We start from the raw sequence: 17041 nt of genomic DNA, 5'->3' as shown, positions 1-17041 counted from the left end.
CCGTTAGGATAAAGAGGATTCCTCTCTACCCTCTTTTGGTAATGAGAATTGAAACCATAAATAGATAACCAATGAGCACAAGATAAGAGCAAATAAACAAACATACACAAACCCATACTCATGAATGATAGACACATTGACGTGGAAGGAAATTAAAATGCCACAGATTGCAACAGATAGAGATCCACCCATGAACTGAGCAAGCTGCATCATTCCCATCCCAGAACCAATAAATTCACCAGGAAGGATTCTTGATACCTCATTATTTAACGCGCTTAGTGTTGCAGAGAAAGCGGGTGAGAAAAAGAGATACCCAATTAAGATAACGAGCGGTGACACGGATGTAAACAGCGCAAATACAGCTGCTACTGCTGCGAGAAATACATGTCCCCATAATAAGAATTTTCGATTCCCCAGTTTATCAATTCCTCGACCAACATAACGTGAAATGATAGCTGTCACAATCGCACCTGGTGCAATGATAAAGCCAATATTCATCGCGGATGTTCCAAATTCATTCGCAAGTACCAGTGGCATGAGAAACAGATTTCCTAGGTTTAATGACATCACACAAAAACCTACCGCTAAAAGCTTTAAGTAAGGAGGCTGCTTTAAGAGCTCCTTTCGTATAAAGGTAGGCTTGTCACGATTCACATAAAAGCCGTGAATGACGATAGTGACTACACATATAATGAGTAACCAAATAGAGCGCTGAGTGACAGCAAGTAACAGCGTGATGGTATTAATGACGGTTAACAAACCACCAATCACATCAAATTGAAACGCTTTTGGCTCTTCTTTAGGAAGAAGTGGAATAATCACAGGGAAGATTAAAATAACCAAACAAGTGATGGCAAATAAGCCAGACCAACCAAAGGTTTGATAAACAACCCCACCAACGATTGGTCCCATCCCAAACGCCATGGCACTGGCCGCTGAAATTAAGGCAAGTGCACTTCCCCGTCGTTCGTATGGAATGTAACGACTTACAATAATCATGCCAAGACCCGCAATAGCCCCTGCTCCTGCTGATTGCAGGATTCTTGCCAGAAGAAGCGTGTTAAAGTCAGTGGCAAAGATTCCCGAAACAGAACCGGTTGTGAGTACCGCTACACCAATCGCAATAAGAAGCCGAATGGATACGGAATCAGACAACCGGCTATAGATCACCGTTGTCAACGCGTAGCCAATGGAGTAGCTGGAGATAATCCAAGAACCGAGCTCAGCCGTTACATCTAATTGTCCAATAATGCCTGGTATCGACACATTAAACATTGTTGTGTTCATAATGACAATAAAAAGTCCAAATGCCCATAAAGGCACGATAATCCGATCATTCATTCAATTTCATCCCAATCTGAGTCATATCGAAACATTATAACGTAAATCAGATTGGAATGCTTACTTCGGGAATCTAACTATTTTTCATCAGAAACGAAAAAAACGTTAACATATTGCTCATGCTTACTCATGCTTAATTTAAAGTCTCTTCTTCTATCCCTGCATCGAATTCGTTAGGTTCAGCCTCATCCTTCATTGTTTCTTGCTTAAGGTTCTGCGCTACATAAAAGTGATACCGCTCATGAACAAACTGCTCAAACCACATATAATAATCGTCCGCTACGCTCTCAGGGATATCATGAATCATAATGATGTGAATTGGTTTCCCACGCGTAGCAACCTGAATCGAGGCAAGCCCAAACCGCCGCTGAAGCCACGACCTAGTGACTTTAACCTCTTCCACCTTGTTCATACTGGTTGTTGTTAATTCGTTAAACACACCACCTACTTCAAACTGAGTCATAGACTCAGTGATCTGGTACCTTGTAAAATAGAAATCCATGAGTCGACTTAATCCGATTAATGCGAGTAGGATAAGCGACAGATACCACAAGTTGCTCCAGAAGATCACAATCACAACCGTCACAATGATCCAGAAGTAACTAGGCCTTAGCAATTTTACCCGAAGTGCACGACGTGGCAATTTGCGTTCTGGCTGATGATATACAAACCCAGGTATGATTTCGGGTAAGAGCTCAGGGATTCGCTTAACAGATATGAAAGGAAAGATCACAGCGGACTCCGAATCATCCTCCCATCCTTCTCCTCCTGCACACACTAATTTCACCTTAGCCATACCAAACCAGCGCCTAATTAAGCTTTTTGAAACAACCACTCCTTGTACCTTACTCTTTAGGATGGCGTTTTCTTTTTCTTGAATGATCCCTTTCTTGATATAGATACGCTTCTCGTCACTCCGAACCTCAAAACGTCCGAACTGTAGGAATGTCGTGATCACACCAAACAAGCAGGAAATCATTAATAAACAAATGATTGCAAAGGTTAGCCATATCCAGTGATCCCAAAGAAAACTCGTAACTCTATTAACATGACCATCTAGTGGAAAGACCTCATCGATATTAAAGAAGATGGTCATTAAAATTGGAATAAGTGCCACAATACTAAAAGATGTGAAGGATGCTTTAACCAGTTCTTTTTTTGTTACTTTGTAATGAAGCGCCTTGCTTGGAGCTGCCACCTCAGTAGACAACGTATCTTGGGTCTTATGATTGCTTTTCCATTCAAGAAACGTTTGAATCGCATCCGCTTGCGTGTGTGTCACCATTTTTAGGTGCACGGTTGCATCATCCTGTGCTTCAGTTTCAAGCTGAACGGTTGTCACACGAAAGATTTTGCCGATAAGGTTTGTTGTTCTTGAAACATTTTGGATGCGTTGATATGGAATATATTGTTCTTTCCGCACAAGCCCGCCCTTCCTTATTTGTAGATCGGTTTCCGTGAATGTATATCGAAAATGAATCCACTGCAGGATGGCTGAGACTACTGATAATGCAATCAGAGCGAGCACGCCCCACTTAGCAAACATGGTAAACGTAGATTCAGAGTTTCGATTCACGATCCAAAACAAAAGAATCGGGAAGAAATAGTTTTTAATTGTAGAAAATAACTCCGACAACAAAAAGGACGCATGTAGCCGGTACGGTTGATGTAATTGGATCGTTTGATCACTCATCTTCATACACCTTCGCGAGCACGGCGATTTTTTCACGGAGGTCTTCTGCTTCCTCATTCGGTAACGCTGGGATCTCATGCGAAGAAGCTGTTGTCCCAACGGTAATGGTAGATAATCCATACCTTCTTAGAATTGGCCCTTGGTTTGTACTCACGTGAAGGACTTTTACCATGGGAACCATGACATGCTCTTGATCAATTACACCGTACTTCATTTGTATGTACTCATCATCCACCCGATATCTCCACGTACGTTGCATATAGATAGGATAGATGAAGATCTTGTATAACGCATGAAGAAGCACAATCGCTGTGACAGCATAGACTACATACCTAATCCACTCTACCCATTCATAATAATGTTGCAAGAATATGGCTGTACCTAGTATAAGTAAAGTAATGGCATGTGAGATGGCTGAAGAAATTCTCCATACACTCGTTGCTTTGTCTGATATCTTCTGATCTGGCTTTTGAATTGTCTGCTTCATAAGTCACCCCTCTCTATTTATTTACGGATTTATCCAATAAACGTTTCACTTTTTGAAACCTTTTTTTCTACGAATCGTATAAAGGAGAAAGAAAGCAGGTGCTACTCATGACAAAACGAATCCTAATGCTTATTCCATTCCTTATACTTACATTCCTATTCGTTCCCCAACAGGCGTTAGCAATTGATTTCACGATTCCAGAATCAACGATTGATGCCACCCTGTTAGAGAACGGGGACGTGTTGGTTAACGAAACACATGTGTATGACTTTGATGATGATTTTAACGGATTAACCAGAACGCTTTATCAAAAAGAAAACACGGAAATTACAAATGTTGAGGCTTCAGAAAACGGTCAGCCTCTAGAAATCGAACAAGAAGGTGCACTGTATAAAATCATGCGACCAGGTAGCTATGAGACTGTCACTCTTGATCTTAGTTACACGATCACTAATGGTGCAACGGTGTATCAGGATGTCGCTGATTTTAACTGGTCATTCTTCGATTCGAGTGGCGAGGTTCCTTACGAAGATATGACAGTGATTATCCATCCACCAGTAGAAACGGATGAAGTAATTGCTTACGGCAAGGATGAAACGTTTAACAAAGAAGCCGTCCAACAAGATGGAACCGTCACTTTCTCAATTGGAAACGTATCTGAAGGGTCAAACGGTTTTATTCGAGTGGCGTATCCAAGTGAATTATTTTCAAATGCAACGGTTGTTGATCAAGAGTTGAGAGAAACCGTCTTGACTGATGAGCAGGAAGTAAAGGATGAGGCTGCTGCGTTTGCATCCACCCAGGATCGCCTTTCAAGCTTTGCGATCGTTTTTATTCCGCTTTCCGGATTTGTTCTATTTGCTCTAATTCTAGGGTCGTACTTAAAAAGCAGACAACTGTACAAATCATTTGAGCAGGAATATCAAGCATCTAAAGGTATTCCGAAACAAAAGCTTAGCATGCTGGCAACCATTCTTTATACGAAAAGCACGCTACGTCCTGAGGCAATGGCTGCCGGTTTGCTGGACTTGATGAGAAAAGGGTTTGTAAAAGAACATGATACAAATCAATTTACACTGATTCACCGAGATGGCGCCTCTAAAGCAGAGCATATCTTGATCGAATGGCTATTTGATACGATTGGTGATCAAAAGACGTTCACCTTACAACAACTAGAGAGTTACGCCAAAGATAAGAAAAACCACGAGACGTATCAACAGTATGATCACAAGTGGAAAACCGCCATTGGACAAGAGATGAAGGAAGCGAACGTGCACCAAAACAAAAAAGCTTATCGATTAACAGTCGGACTCGCTAGTCTGATCTTTGTTCCACTTTTTGTTCTGTTTCCAATGTATGACTTACCGATGTGGTTATTCTTTTCAATTCTCCTCTTTATTGGGTATATAGGGTATGCTATTTTCTATCACCCACGGACAACCGAGGGCGCGCGAATTGTGTATGAGTGGAATCAATTCAGCAAACAAGCTGCTACACTTTCAGCTACTGAAATGACAAGCTGGAAGCAAGATGATTTGATGCGTGCGATTATTTACGGAATCGGCACAGGTGATAAGAATTTAAAAGCGAAAAACACAGAGCTTGAAGAGGTATTTAAGGGTCAGCCTCAAGCAATGACTGCCTACTCGTTTGATGTGACAACATTTATTGCCATTTCCGTAGTTGCACAAGCAAGTATGAATACAGCGAGTTCAAGTGCAGCTCCCTCCTCCTCTCCATCCGGTAGCTCTCCAGGTGGTGGAGTTGGCGGAAGCGGCGGTGGTTCTGGTGCTTTTTAAGGAGCGTTTGGAGACGAGTGATTATTGAATCCTCGTCTTTTTTCTTTCGCGAGGAACACTATCGTTTTTGATAATCCATTGATGTACGCTATACTTAGGCGTAGAATAAATGGTAGTGAAGTTGTAACAGACTCAGCCATAGACAAATACACATAGCATAAAGAGTGACATCTATATATGAAGGAGAATGCACGTATGATCGTACAAAACGAAAAAGATCTACATGGGTTAAAGGAAATTGGAAAAATTGTTGCTGAAATTCGTGAAGAGCTAACTCTTCATACAAAGCCGGGCGTAACCACAAAAGAAATTGATGAGATCGGCGGAAAGCTATTCAAGAAATTCGGTGCTATTTCCGCACCAATTAGCACCTACGATTTCCCAGGCTACACATGCATCTGCGTTAACGAAGAAGTGGCGCATGGTATCCCTGGTTCTCGTGTGATTAAAGAGGGTGACATTGTAAACATTGATGTATCCGGCTCCTTAAATGGCTACTTCGCAGATACCGGTCATTCCTTTGTTGTTGGAAAAGGTGAGCCAATTTTAACAGACCTTATTGAAGCGACAAAAAACACATTTGATGCAGGTCTTAAAAAGTTTAGAGCAGGCTCCAAACAAAATGGTGTCGGTCGCACCGTTTTCCAAACCGCTCAGGAGCATGGATTTAACGTTATTAAAAACCTAACAGGACATGGCGTTGGTCTATCATTACATGATTCACCTGAGCACATTTTCAACTACTACAACCCACGTGATACAAAGTTATTTAAGGATGGAGAAGTCATCGCGTTTGAACCTTTCGTTTCAACAAAGGCTGAGGATGTCTATCAGCTTGACGATGGATGGACCCTAACCACGGCAGACAAAAGCTTCGTCGCTCAAAAAGAGCACACAATTATTGTGACGAAGGATGAGCCAATTATTTTAACAATATAATTAGGTATAAAGGCTAGTGAATCTCCACTTGGAGTCACTAGCTTTTTGTTTTGGTTTGGTCTACAGGGAATGGGGAATCTTATAGTCAGATAACTGAAAGGACTGAGAACAGTGGCGAAGCACACTCCAACTAAGCAAGAAACTAAACAAAAAGCGTCTGAAGCCAAAAAAGAATCTAAACCTTGGATTAGACGCTTGGGTCGATTTGGGTACATGTCTCAAGGCTTCGTGTATATTTTAATTGGTGTGCTTGCTTTTATGACCGCAACAGGTGTTGGTGGAGATACTGAGGATACGAGCGGAGCCTTACAAACCCTTGCTAGTATGCCCTTTGGTGAAGTGGTCTTATGGTTAGTAGGAATTGGGCTAACCGGTTATGTGATTTGGATGTTTATTCGTGCCTCCGTTGATACGGGTCATTTTGGTAACGGTATAAAAGGAGTTCTCGTTCGTGTTGGCTTTGTTGGAAGTGCTCTTATTTACGCCAGCTTGGCCTTCAATGCCTTTTCCTTTGCAACTCATTCTGGTGGATCAGGTGGGAGTGACGAGGAAACGTACTCGCAGATGCTCCTATCACAGCCCTTTGGTCAATGGATCATTGGAGCTATCGGTATTGGTATTATCGTCTATGCACTCTACGAAGGATATAAAGCCGTTTCAGGCAAATTCTTAAACGAGTTTAAAAAGTCTGAGATGAACAAACATGAATGGAATCTGACGAGAATGATTGGACGAATTGGCTTGGTTTCACGTGCCATTGTCTTTGCGCTGATTGGTGTCTTTCTCATCCAAACAGCCCTTAATGCAGATGCTGATGAAACACAAGGAATGGATGGAGCTTTATATGAGCTTTCTCAACAACCGTATGGTCAATGGCTTCTTGGTATTGTAGCCGTTGGACTTATTCTGTTCGGTATATATGGCTATTTCTTTGGACGCTACGTTCATATGAACTTCGGACGGAAATAAGATGAGTAGATTACAACCGCTCGTTCAAGGGTAACCATACAGATAGTGAAGTTAAGACGAGGAGCGTGCACAATGGAGAACCAACCATCAAACGAAACAAGACCTGTTATTGCGTTAACAGGAGCAAGTGGGTACATCGGGAATAACCTTCTTAAAAAACTTGGAAAACAAGCGGATATCATTGCTTTATCAAGAAATGGAGACAAATATGAGGACTCGGAGAATGTGACTTGGAGATCAGCTGACTTATTCTCCCTTAAAGATGCTGAAAAAGCACTTGAAGGCGCAGATTACGCAGTATACCTGGTACATTCCATGATGCCTTCCGCAAAATTAACTCAGGCGAAGTTTGAAGACATGGACCTTATTTTAGCCGATAATTTTGCTCAAGCCGCAAAGAAAAATGGTGTAAAGCAAATCATTTATCTAAGTGGGATTATCCCACCTGATGCAGATGAACTTTCACGGCATTTACGCAGCCGTCTTGAGGTTGAAAAAGTACTCTCATCCTACGGTGTGCCTGTGACAACCGTTCGTGCAGGATTAATCGTTGGTCCTAAAGGCTCCTCGTTCCCGATCGTTAAGAAACTTGTCAAGAGACTTCCAATGATGGCACTTCCTAAATGGACACGTCAAAAAACACATCCCATTGCTCTTCAAGACGTATTGCATGCCCTAAAAGGAAGTATCGGTAATAAGAAGCTCTCAGGTGAATCCATTGATGTCGGTGGACCAGAAATCATGACCTATAAGGAAATGATGATCGATACCGCCGAAGTCATGGGCAAAAAAAGAAAGCTTCTTAACGTTCCGTTTATGACAGTTAAGCTCTCTCGTTTGTGGGTCAGTGTGACAACCGGCACTCCTCGGGAGATGGTCTATCCACTAATTGAAAGCTTAATTCATCCGATGGTTGCGAACCCGGAGAACATGGATAAGGACTTAAGCTACGGGAAAATTTCTTTTAAAGAAGCTGCAAAGTCAGCGCTTGAACAAGAAGAACAAGAAAAGAAGGAAAAAGAAGAACAGCAACAAAATCAGTCGAACGGTTCGTCTAGTGAAAACACCCATTCAAAGCCAGTCATTTCTGATGTTCGATCTGTTCAACGCGTGCTGTTACCTGAAGGCAAAACAGCTTCGTGGGCAGCTAGCCGTTACATTGAGTGGCTGGGGGAGTTTGGACGACCACTGATTCGAACATCTGTTGACCAGAATGGTAGTGCCAAGATCTACATGCTTGGGAACGAACCGCTACTTTCGCTTACGTACTCTCATGATCGTAGTAGTGAGAGTCGTGCACTCTTCTACATCTCAGGCGGAACCTTTGCCAAACGCGAAGAGACACCAGGTAGAGGGCGTCTTGAGTTCAGACAGATTCCGAACTCTCAAGAATGTATCATAGCGATACATGAGTATAAGCCCTCCCTGCCCTGGTTTATTTACACATTCACTCAAGCTAAATTTCATCTATGGGTCATGTACTTTTTCAAACGTCATCTGCTTAAGCAGATTAAGCAGGAGAACCAGCATCCGAAGTTGATTATTGAGATGGAATGAAATAACCGAGGCCGAGGACATAACATTAACGCGGATAGCAAAACAAGAACATAGCTTCGAATCCGCTTGTTTGGTAAAACGAATGGCGAATGATTCTGTAATTGAATCATTCGCCATTTTTTAATGATTTTTAGTTATGTCTCAAGCACCATATTCTTTAATTAACCATTTCTCCTAACAATCAATCGGATCAAACCAGTCTGCTTACTCACAACAAGATATACACCTGCTCCGGCTAGTACGGATACTCCTGTAACAATAAAGGAAAGGGGATAGTTCCCTACTACATCCGCTAGCGCAAGTCGAACGAGAAACTCGGTTGCTACTACAACTACCATCATTAGGACAACCATCAAACCAATTGGAACAAGTGGCTTGAGAAGTTTAAAAACAGGAATCTTCACGTTTCGGTAAATGACTGCTGTTAAATAACAAACCGATACAAAATAACCCGCATATGTTGCAATGATTGGACCGAGCTCATAGAAGGTAGGAATGAGTAACGCATTAAGCACCACCTTGACTACAACTCCTAGTCCTAAGCCAATGATCGCCTGCTTTTGCTTGTTTATTCCTTGTAAAATAGCTGCGGCTACGGAGAATAGCGAAAACAGAATGCCCATTGGCGCATACCACGCAAGGATTCGTCCACCGAGTTCAGGCTGGTTGTTCTCGCCAAATATACTTGTATAGATCGGATCACTTAATAATGTCATCCCCACAACCGCAGGTAACAGGACAAACATAAGTAAAATAAACGTTTGTTTAATTTTGTCTGTAACGTCCTTCATGTCTCCCTTACTAAAGGATCCTGTGATATTTGGGATAAGTGAGATACTAAATGCCGTCGCAAGAGAAACGGGGACTAGTACAAGAATTTGAGCAAGACCGATGATTGCATTTACCTGCTCAGCCTCCACTAGACTATAGCCGGCATCTGTTAATAAATTATTTATGGTAAAGGTATCGATGTTTTGATAAAGCGGAATGGCAAGCCCAACTAATACAAAAGGTATAGCATAGCTTGTCAGCTCCTTAAGCATCGGCAACCATTCAATTGGTTGATGTTCACCATGCTTATTTCTGAAGGCTGGAAATAAATCTTTTCTGCGCACAAAAAACCATACAAGCAGCCCTAAGCTTGCCAGTCCTCCAACAAACGCTCCCATCGTACTAATTCCAACGGCTTGAGTGGCCGTTCCATCCAGTATGTATAAAACGGTAAAGGAACCAGCTAGAATAAAGAGGATGCGGACAATTTGCTCCAGAACGGTACTAAATGCAGAGGGTCCCATCTGTTGATTCCCTTGAAAGAATCCTCTCATCATACTCATTGGAGGAATAATTAATAAGGCAATACTTACGAGTCGGATGACGTAGACAACATCTTCATGAGTATTCCCACTCACATCTCCTTCTTTTATAACAACTGACGCAAGAGATGGCGCTAAAAAAAACAGTGCCAGAAATGTCAGGACACCCATGCCCATCATGAGTTTTAATCCTTTATTTAATAGATCTCTTCCTGCCTGGTAGTCTCCCAGACTATTGTATTTGGCCACATACTTAGATACAGCCATAGGTAAACCAAGTGTTGCCACACTTAGCATTAATGTATAGGGCGCGTACGCGTATTTATAGAGAGCATAGCCCGAGTCTCCTACAATAAGAACAAACGGCATAATATAGATAAATCCAAGAATTTTCGATAGAAAGGTCGCTCCCGTCAAATAGAAGGTTCCTCTTAGAAATTGATTCTTCACAAATGATCTCACCTTTTCATGACATATACACAGCTAGAATAAGAATATCATACTCTACTGTTGGGTGGTACGTTGTGTTAGAATCCCATCCTTCCACTCTGCTTCATCCAGTGGCCTTTTTTGCTTTTTTGATGTTCACCTTGCATGCTTTTAATGATATGAAGAGCATGAACCTCTCCATTATTATGCCAGGCCAGTACCATACTAACAAACAGCTCTGAAAGCTGTGCAAATGAGAAACCTTCCGTAGCATCTGCTATCTCTTGAACTTCCTCATTATCTAAGAAAGATAAGAACCCTCTTTGCTTCATATACTGTGTTCGTAACTCCAAGGTAGGTAGACTAATCTCATACGCACGGTCAAATCTCCCACCACGATTCATTAAGCCTGGGTCAATCTTCTCGGGATAGTTGGTTGTCCCAATTAAGAAGATTCCTTCCTTTGATGTTGCTCCGTCTAGCGTATTTAAAAAGAACGAACGTACTCCCTCCGGCATTGAATCAATGTCTTCAATGACTAGAACCATTGGCGATAAACGTCTGGCTGCAGTGAACACTTCTTCAATTGAATCACTTGTCGTAAATTCAGTAATTTGCCAATAGGCAATTGGCGCATGAATCGAGCCAGCTATTGATTTGACAAGAGTTGTTTTTCCGTTTCCAGGCGGTCCATACAGCAGAATGCCTCGTCTATATGGAATGTTATATGTTTGATAAAACGTACGGTCCTTATCAAAAAACTGATCTAAGGATTGATAGATATCATCTTTTACGCTTAAGTCTAAAATGACTTCACTTCGTTTAACCGAGTGTGTAACGGATTCTTCTTTTCGAGTCATTCCTTCTTCAGTGTCAGTATAAACGGTTACTTCCTTACAGCTTTCTTCCCAAATTCTCGTTTGGACCGTTTCAAGAAAAGCAGCCAGTTCTTGATCTCCAATACTAAACACGCAGTTTCGACTCAAAATACTTGCTCCAAATTCTTCAAAGACAGGGATTTGAGCGAATGCCACCCCTTCTTTTTCATAGCAGAATACATTATTTAATAAAGAAAGATGGATCGAATAATCAGGCGTATCCTTCTCTTCATCATATGTAAATGTCCGTTGTTGTAGCTTTTCGAAAATTGTCGATACATGATGAACCTGATCTGATGATGTTTGAACATCCTTCTCTAGTAAACTCCAATGATCAAAGAATGAATCCTCACTTGCATATAGCTGATACGTTTTACCGTACCGTTTGTTTAAGACATGTTGAATCTCAGATATGATTCGTTCAAATGAAGCATATCCAGAAGCTTCACCATGCTCTGAATCTCTTGTTTGATAAATAGCTGAAACTTGGTTCATATGGAATGTCCCCCATTAAGGATGATCAGAATCATCTTATCGCTTTTATGATATTTTTATTAGTTTACAAATCGAAACAATATTTTGTCAACTTAATCCAAATTTCCCCTATTCTCTTTTTTTTAGTTAATAAAGCTTTTAATCTAATAAAAAACGGGTATAATCAGATAGCGGATTTTATCGCAAATAGTAGAATAGCGGAGTGGTAATTTAATGGAACAAGCTTCATTAGAACAAGTTGAACAAATGGCACTAAACAAAGGAAAAGCATACTCAGACAATCGCATGAGATATTTGATGCGTTCAATTCTAGCAACCATGTTTTTGGGACTTGGAATTATCGTGTCTTTCCGAACAGGCGGATATTTCTATGAAGATGGGTCGTCTCTTGCGTATATAGCTGGAGCACTTACGTTTGGTGTGGGAATCCTCTTAATCAAACATGGAAATGCAGATTTATTTACAGGTAATACGTTTTATTTCCCGTATGCATCATTAAAAGGAAAAATGACTTGGTCTACATCATTGAAGCTGCTATCTATGACATATATCGGAAACTTAATTGGAGCTATTCTTTTTGCTTACTTCTTGCTTGCAACGGGAATTTTTAAAGACCCTAGTGCAAATGGATTCTTGATGAGTGTCGCACAACACAAAACAGAATCCTCTTTGAATGAGCTTTTCTTTCGCGGAATTCTTTGTAACTGGTTAGTTTGTCTGGCTTTCTTTCTTCCACTAGGAATGAAGAATGAAATGGCTAAGATTTTTATCATGGTTCTACTAGTTTTTAGTTTCTTCGTATCTGGTTACGAACATAGTATTGCTAACATGGGTACATTTGCGATTGCTTACTTACACGGTGCGCCTGATCTGACACTTGGCGGGATCGTTCACAACTTAATTCCGGTAACTCTCGGAAACTTTGTTGGTGGAGCAGTGTTTATGGGCTTATTGTTACATTACTTGAACCCAACTAAAACAGAGAAAACGGTATAACATGAAAAGAAAGACGAATGCATTTAAGGCATTCGTCTTTTTGCTTATGATTCATTTATTTTCAATGTAGGTTCTGTGACAGGAATAAGGCTCTCTTCTTTTTCATCAAGCCTTGCCATCTGTTTGCGCCAAAATCCTATGGATGTCTGCATCACTGGTCCAATCAAAAAGACCGATAAAAATGTCCCTGCTGCTACCGGTCCTCCGAGTAGCCAACCAAGTAATAACGCCGTACCTTCAAGGAGCGTACGTACGAGTCGAATCGATAAGCCCGTTTTCTTTGCAAGAACAAGCGTCATACCATCTCTTGGCCCTGCACCTAGTCCAGTAGCGACATACATGCCCGCCCCGAATCCGAGAATGCAAATGCCACCTAGTAGGAATAATAGGCTTTCCCACCAGAGCATGTCTACGGGATAGATCGGCAAACGCAGCATTCCGTCTAAAAAGAATCCAATTAATATAATATTAACGAAACTACCTACTTGAGGTTTTTTACCGTCAATCCAACAAGATATGCCAATCATAACTAATCCAACAAGTTGTACCCATAAGCCGATCGACCAGCCTGAATTTAGGGACAAACCAATGTGCAAAACATCCCATGTCGCCGAGCCATACGCAGACTTAATCATAAACGCGCCACCTGTTGCTAAAACAAGTAACCCCATTAAAAAAACAGCCCACTTAATTAGCATTGTCGTGAACCCTCTTTTTATGGACGTACTTTCTCCTACCCTTTGTTTCATCCTTACCCTTCTCTCTATACCATTCAATACTTCGTTTTACTAAGTAAGTATAAAGAAGAAGGGAGATGAACTCAAGATGCAAAATTAGTTAATGATGTGGCTGAACTGAGACAACCCAACCGGTTCCTGTCCCTATTGCATTCGCATCAGCAAATGATTTCTGATTTGTTCCAATGGCTAGATAATCAAGAGAGTTCACATAGAGAAGATCCTGCCCAACAGGAACATCCGCAAATGATCGACCAAATGGGATTGTTTTTTGATAAAGGATTGTACGTGCACGTGTGAGTAGAACCTTCACTTGATCACCATAAGTAGCACCTGTTTGTGTAAATAATGTCCTCGGAATATTTGTCCACGCATTACCGTATCGTATGTCCAAGATATCAATCTGGCCTATTGCCTCGTTTGTGAAAAGCTTAGCTTCATTTATGTCAAGTCGAACAAGTTGGTCTGAGTTTAATCGTCCTCCAACCTCATTAAAAGATATAACTCCACTTGCCAACCTCGCCCCGGTGTATGCGTAGATGTCTCTCCCATGAAAGGTGTACGACTCCCCTGAATGCGGCAAGCGATTTTTCGTTTCATCAAGCTCTCTGACTTCATCAACTCTAACACCTTTTAACAGATGTGAAAGAGTCCCATTATCGGGGGTTATGACAAATTGACCGGTAACTAACCTTGCAACTATACTTTTACGCTTGGATCCAACACCTGGATCCACAACTGATACAAACACCGTTTCTTTTGGCCAATAAGGAACGGTTTGAAGCAATCGGTAAGAAGCCTCCCAGATATGAAAAGGTGGAATGTCGTGCGTAAGATTAGATATTGTTAAATCTGGATTAACAGACAAGGCTACACCATACATGGCACTAACCGCCCCATCACTCAATCCAAAATCAGATTGCAACACAAGCAGTTGATTCATATGGACCCCCTACGCATGAGTTGCACCTAGTATATGAAGGAAGGAGAAACTTATGTCAAAAAGCATTAATCTAAAAAACCGGTGAACTATTTGTTCATCCGGCCTTTCTATACCCTTTTACAACTCAACCACCACTTCTTCTACGCCCGATTCAATTGTAAGCTCTGTCCCATCCACTGTTTGTTGCTGATCCCCACTTGAATGAGAACGAATGGAATGTACATTACGTAGAACAATGGAATATACAGATGTGAATCCGCTTGTTTTCACGGTAATCGTTGAGCCTGCTTTAGTCGCGATGACATATCCAGCTGCATCTCCTGACTCACGCACAAGAATTGCTTTTGCTTCCTCTCCGTCAATAAGCGAGAAAAGATGTAGCGAGACATTCTCTGTAAAATCGTAGCTCGCCGTGGAGTCGGTTTGACCATATACCAGAATGGAGTTTTCACGAACCATTAGTGGTAAGGATGTGTAATCATGTGTTTCAGTGATCCACCGTTCTCCTCTCACTTTAGCGTTCGTAATCAGGTTGGTCCATTCACCTCTTGGTAAGTAGTAGCGTACATTCCCTTGATCATTAAAAATCGGTGCTATGAGAAGCTCGCTTCCAAGTGTGTATTGTCGATCAAGATAATGACATGTTTCATCCTCAGGAAATTCAAGAACCATTGGCCGAAGCATTGGAACACCTGTTTTTGTTGCCTCCACTGCGGTCGAATACAAATAAGGCATAAGGCGACACTTTAGCTTAGTGAATTGCCGTGTAACTTCTACCGCTTCCTCATCATAGAGCCACGGCACTTTGTAATCACCACTACCATGGTAACGGCTGTGAGAGGATAAAAGTCCAAATTGAGTCCAGCGTTTGTATAGATCTGGTGTTGATCCCGTCTCAAATCCCCCAATATCATGACTCCAGTAAGCAAAGCCTGCCAGACTCAGGGAGAGACCTCCACGTAAGGTTTCTGCCATAGATGAATAGTTAGAGAAGCTATCACCACCCCAATGAACAGGCATCGTCTGACCCCCAACGGTTGCCGAGCGCGCAAAGACAACAGCTTGAGACGTTCCGAATCGTTTCTCTAATAATTCGAACACGCTTTCATTGTAGAGCTGTGTATAATAGTTATGCATTTTCTTCGGGCATGATCCATCTGCATACACAACATCAAGGGGGATACGCTCTCCAAAGTCTGTTTTAAAGCTGTCTACACCCATATCAATCAGTTTATCTAGATGATCTGTGTACCACTTTGTCGCAGCTGGGTTTGTAAAATCTACTAAGCCCATTCCCGCCTGCCACTTATCCCATTGCCACACACGTCCATCTTCTCTTTTTAAAAGAAAACCAAGATCTGCTGCCTCTTTAAATAGTGGAGATTTTTGAGCAATGTATGGGTTAATCCAGACACAAATCTTTAATCCCTTCTCTTTTAGTCGCTTTAACATATTTACCGGGTCTGGAAAGACACGGTCATCCCATTCAAAATTACACCATTCTAGTTCCTTCATCCATAGGCAGTCAAAATGGAAGACATCAAGCGGAATGTCTCGTTCAATCATTTCATCTACGAACGAATGGACGGTCTTCTCATCATAGTTTGTTAGAAAAGAGGTGCTAAGCCACAGACCGAAAGACCACGATGGAACGAGTGGTGGTTTTCCTGTTAGCTCTGTGTAGTTGTGTAGTACCTCTTTTAACCCTTCACCTGCAATGATGTAATAATCAAGGCATTCCCCTTCCACACTGAACTGAGATTTGGATACTTTTTCAGAAGCCACTTCAAAAGAAACGTGTTCTGGATGATTCACAAATACGCCGTATCCCTTGTTACTTATGTAAAAAGGAATGTTCTTATAAGTCTGCTCACTCCCCGTTCCCCCGTCCTCATTCCAGATATCAACGACCTGACCATTTTTCACAAATGGAGTAAATCGTTCGCCAAGTCCATAGATCAGTTCCCCAATATCAAGTGAAAGCTGTTCACGCATGTAGGGCTCGCCTTTTTCATTATGAATATAGCTAAGTGATCTAGATTCACTCGAAGTCAGTAGCTTCTGATCAAACCTGAAATCAATTTTCCACGGATCTCGCTTCACATGTGCATGCAGCTGTCCGGATGAAACAAGGATCTCTTCTTCCTTTTCCTCTATATTCACATTAGGCTTTTGATCTGCGCGAGCAAATGATGGCTCTTCTGTAACAGAACCTACATGATGATAGGCTTTCACGCGAATGACGTTCTCTATTGGTGATGACAATTCGACCGTTAAGACCCCTCCATCAAGGGTCTGACCAATGTGGTGAATTTTTTGAAAGGGGGCGTACAATGTCAACTTCCCCTGATCTTGTTTCCAGTCGTACAACTCAGCTGGACTTTTAATGATATGCCCTTCTTTATCCATCCAACATCCATTACTAAACTTCATAGACATCTCCCTTTACAAAATGATGACCGTAC

General features: G+C 41.6%; 13 protein-coding genes. 5 read left to right on the top strand and 8 right to left on the bottom strand.

The features are described from left to right. Nucleotides 1–3: 3 nt before the first annotated feature. From NSQ54_02555 to NSQ54_02545, 3 genes are all read right to left on the bottom strand, one after another. A complete protein-coding gene (locus NSQ54_02555) occupies nucleotides 4–1341 on the bottom strand; it encodes an MFS transporter (GenBank protein ID WYP27016.1) in 1338 nt (445 codons plus the stop codon). A gap of 133 nt (nucleotides 1342–1474) precedes the next feature. Further along, the gene (locus NSQ54_02550; protein WYP27015.1) at nucleotides 1475–3034 is read right to left on the bottom strand and encodes a PH domain-containing protein; all 1560 of its coding nucleotides are present in this window, start codon (nucleotides 3032–3034) and stop codon (nucleotides 1475–1477) included. Further along, entirely contained in the window at nucleotides 3027–3521 is a 495-nt protein-coding gene (locus tag NSQ54_02545; GenBank protein ID WYP27014.1) for a PH domain-containing protein, read from the bottom strand. The genes NSQ54_02550 and NSQ54_02545 overlap by 8 nt, the downstream gene beginning before the upstream one ends. 107 nt (nucleotides 3522–3628) lie before the next feature. On the opposite strand from NSQ54_02545, the gene NSQ54_02540 reads away from it, so the two are divergent. The 4 genes from NSQ54_02540 to NSQ54_02525 all read left to right on the top strand — a co-directional run bounded on the left by NSQ54_02540 (nucleotide 3629) and on the right by NSQ54_02525 (nucleotide 8785). Then, nucleotides 3629–5320: a DUF2207 domain-containing protein gene (locus tag NSQ54_02540; protein ID WYP27013.1), complete on the top strand. Its 1692-nt coding sequence runs from the start codon at nucleotides 3629–3631 to the stop codon at nucleotides 5318–5320. 195 nt (nucleotides 5321–5515) lie between these two features. After that, nucleotides 5516–6259, top strand: a complete 744-nt coding sequence (gene map, locus NSQ54_02535) for a type I methionyl aminopeptidase (GenBank protein ID WYP27012.1) — start codon at nucleotides 5516–5518, stop codon at nucleotides 6257–6259. 111 nt (nucleotides 6260–6370) lie between these two features. Next, a complete protein-coding gene (locus NSQ54_02530; protein ID WYP27011.1) occupies nucleotides 6371–7228 on the top strand; it encodes a DUF1206 domain-containing protein in 858 nt (285 codons plus the stop codon). 72 nt (nucleotides 7229–7300) lie between these two features. After that, nucleotides 7301–8785: an NAD(P)H-binding protein gene (locus tag NSQ54_02525; protein ID WYP27010.1), complete on the top strand. Its 1485-nt coding sequence runs from the start codon at nucleotides 7301–7303 to the stop codon at nucleotides 8783–8785. A gap of 161 nt (nucleotides 8786–8946) precedes the next feature. Here the strand turns inward: NSQ54_02525 and NSQ54_02520 are convergent, their stop codons facing one another. Both NSQ54_02520 and NSQ54_02515 read right to left on the bottom strand, forming a co-directional pair. Continuing rightward, nucleotides 8947–10548: a polysaccharide biosynthesis protein gene (locus NSQ54_02520; GenBank protein WYP27009.1), complete on the bottom strand. Its 1602-nt coding sequence runs from the start codon at nucleotides 10546–10548 to the stop codon at nucleotides 8947–8949. Nucleotides 10549–10625: 77 nt separating this feature from the next. Continuing rightward, nucleotides 10626–11900 (bottom strand): ATP-binding protein, encoded by a 1275-nt coding sequence (locus NSQ54_02515; protein WYP27008.1) that lies wholly within the window; start codon nucleotides 11898–11900, stop codon nucleotides 10626–10628. 213 nt (nucleotides 11901–12113) lie between these two features. Here NSQ54_02515 and NSQ54_02510 point away from each other — a divergent pair, with 213 nt between their 5' ends. Beyond that, the gene (locus NSQ54_02510; protein ID WYP27007.1) at nucleotides 12114–12896 is read left to right on the top strand and encodes a formate/nitrite transporter family protein; all 783 of its coding nucleotides are present in this window, start codon (nucleotides 12114–12116) and stop codon (nucleotides 12894–12896) included. Between the two features lie 44 nt (nucleotides 12897–12940). Here the strand turns inward: NSQ54_02510 and NSQ54_02505 are convergent, their stop codons facing one another. The 3 genes from NSQ54_02505 to yicI form a co-directional block, all read right to left on the bottom strand. Beyond that, nucleotides 12941–13645, bottom strand: coding sequence for a YitT family protein (locus NSQ54_02505; protein WYP27006.1), 705 nt, complete (start codon nucleotides 13643–13645; stop codon nucleotides 12941–12943). Between the two features lie 88 nt (nucleotides 13646–13733). Continuing rightward, nucleotides 13734–14576 carry an S-adenosyl-l-methionine hydroxide adenosyltransferase family protein gene (locus NSQ54_02500; protein WYP27005.1) on the bottom strand — a complete coding sequence of 281 codons (843 nt, stop codon included), beginning with the start codon at nucleotides 14574–14576 and terminating at the stop codon, nucleotides 13734–13736. A 117-nt stretch (nucleotides 14577–14693) separates the two neighbouring features. Beyond that, on the bottom strand, nucleotides 14694–17009 hold the full coding sequence (yicI, locus tag NSQ54_02495) for an alpha-xylosidase (GenBank protein WYP27004.1): 2316 nt from the start codon (nucleotides 17007–17009) through the stop codon (nucleotides 14694–14696). Nucleotides 17010–17041 lie beyond the last annotated feature (32 nt).

Source organism: Alkalihalobacillus sp. FSL W8-0930 (assembly GCA_037965595.1).
GTDB lineage: Bacteria > Bacillota > Bacilli > Bacillales > Bacillaceae_D > Alkalicoccobacillus.
Note: the sequence above shows the minus strand (reverse complement) of the source record. Positions and strands in the feature narration are given on the sequence as shown.

Coding starts and splice junctions, on each gene's coding strand:
- NSQ54_02555 (WYP27016.1), bottom strand. CDS start 1,341: ATGAATGATCGGATTATCGTGCCTTTATGGGCATTTGGACTTTTTATT.
- NSQ54_02550 (WYP27015.1), bottom strand. CDS start 3,034: ATGAGTGATCAAACGATCCAATTACATCAACCGTACCGGCTACATGCG.
- NSQ54_02545 (WYP27014.1), bottom strand. CDS start 3,521: ATGAAGCAGACAATTCAAAAGCCAGATCAGAAGATATCAGACAAAGCA.
- NSQ54_02540 (WYP27013.1), top strand. CDS start 3,629: ATGACAAAACGAATCCTAATGCTTATTCCATTCCTTATACTTACATTC.
- map (WYP27012.1), top strand. CDS start 5,516: ATGATCGTACAAAACGAAAAAGATCTACATGGGTTAAAGGAAATTGGA.
- NSQ54_02525 (WYP27010.1), top strand. CDS start 7,301: ATGGAGAACCAACCATCAAACGAAACAAGACCTGTTATTGCGTTAACA.
- NSQ54_02515 (WYP27008.1), bottom strand. CDS start 11,900: ATGAACCAAGTTTCAGCTATTTATCAAACAAGAGATTCAGAGCATGGT.
- NSQ54_02510 (WYP27007.1), top strand. CDS start 12,114: ATGGAACAAGCTTCATTAGAACAAGTTGAACAAATGGCACTAAACAAA.
- NSQ54_02505 (WYP27006.1), bottom strand. CDS start 13,645: ATGAAACAAAGGGTAGGAGAAAGTACGTCCATAAAAAGAGGGTTCACG.
- NSQ54_02500 (WYP27005.1), bottom strand. CDS start 14,576: ATGAATCAACTGCTTGTGTTGCAATCTGATTTTGGATTGAGTGATGGG.
- yicI (WYP27004.1), bottom strand. CDS start 17,009: ATGAAGTTTAGTAATGGATGTTGGATGGATAAAGAAGGGCATATCATT.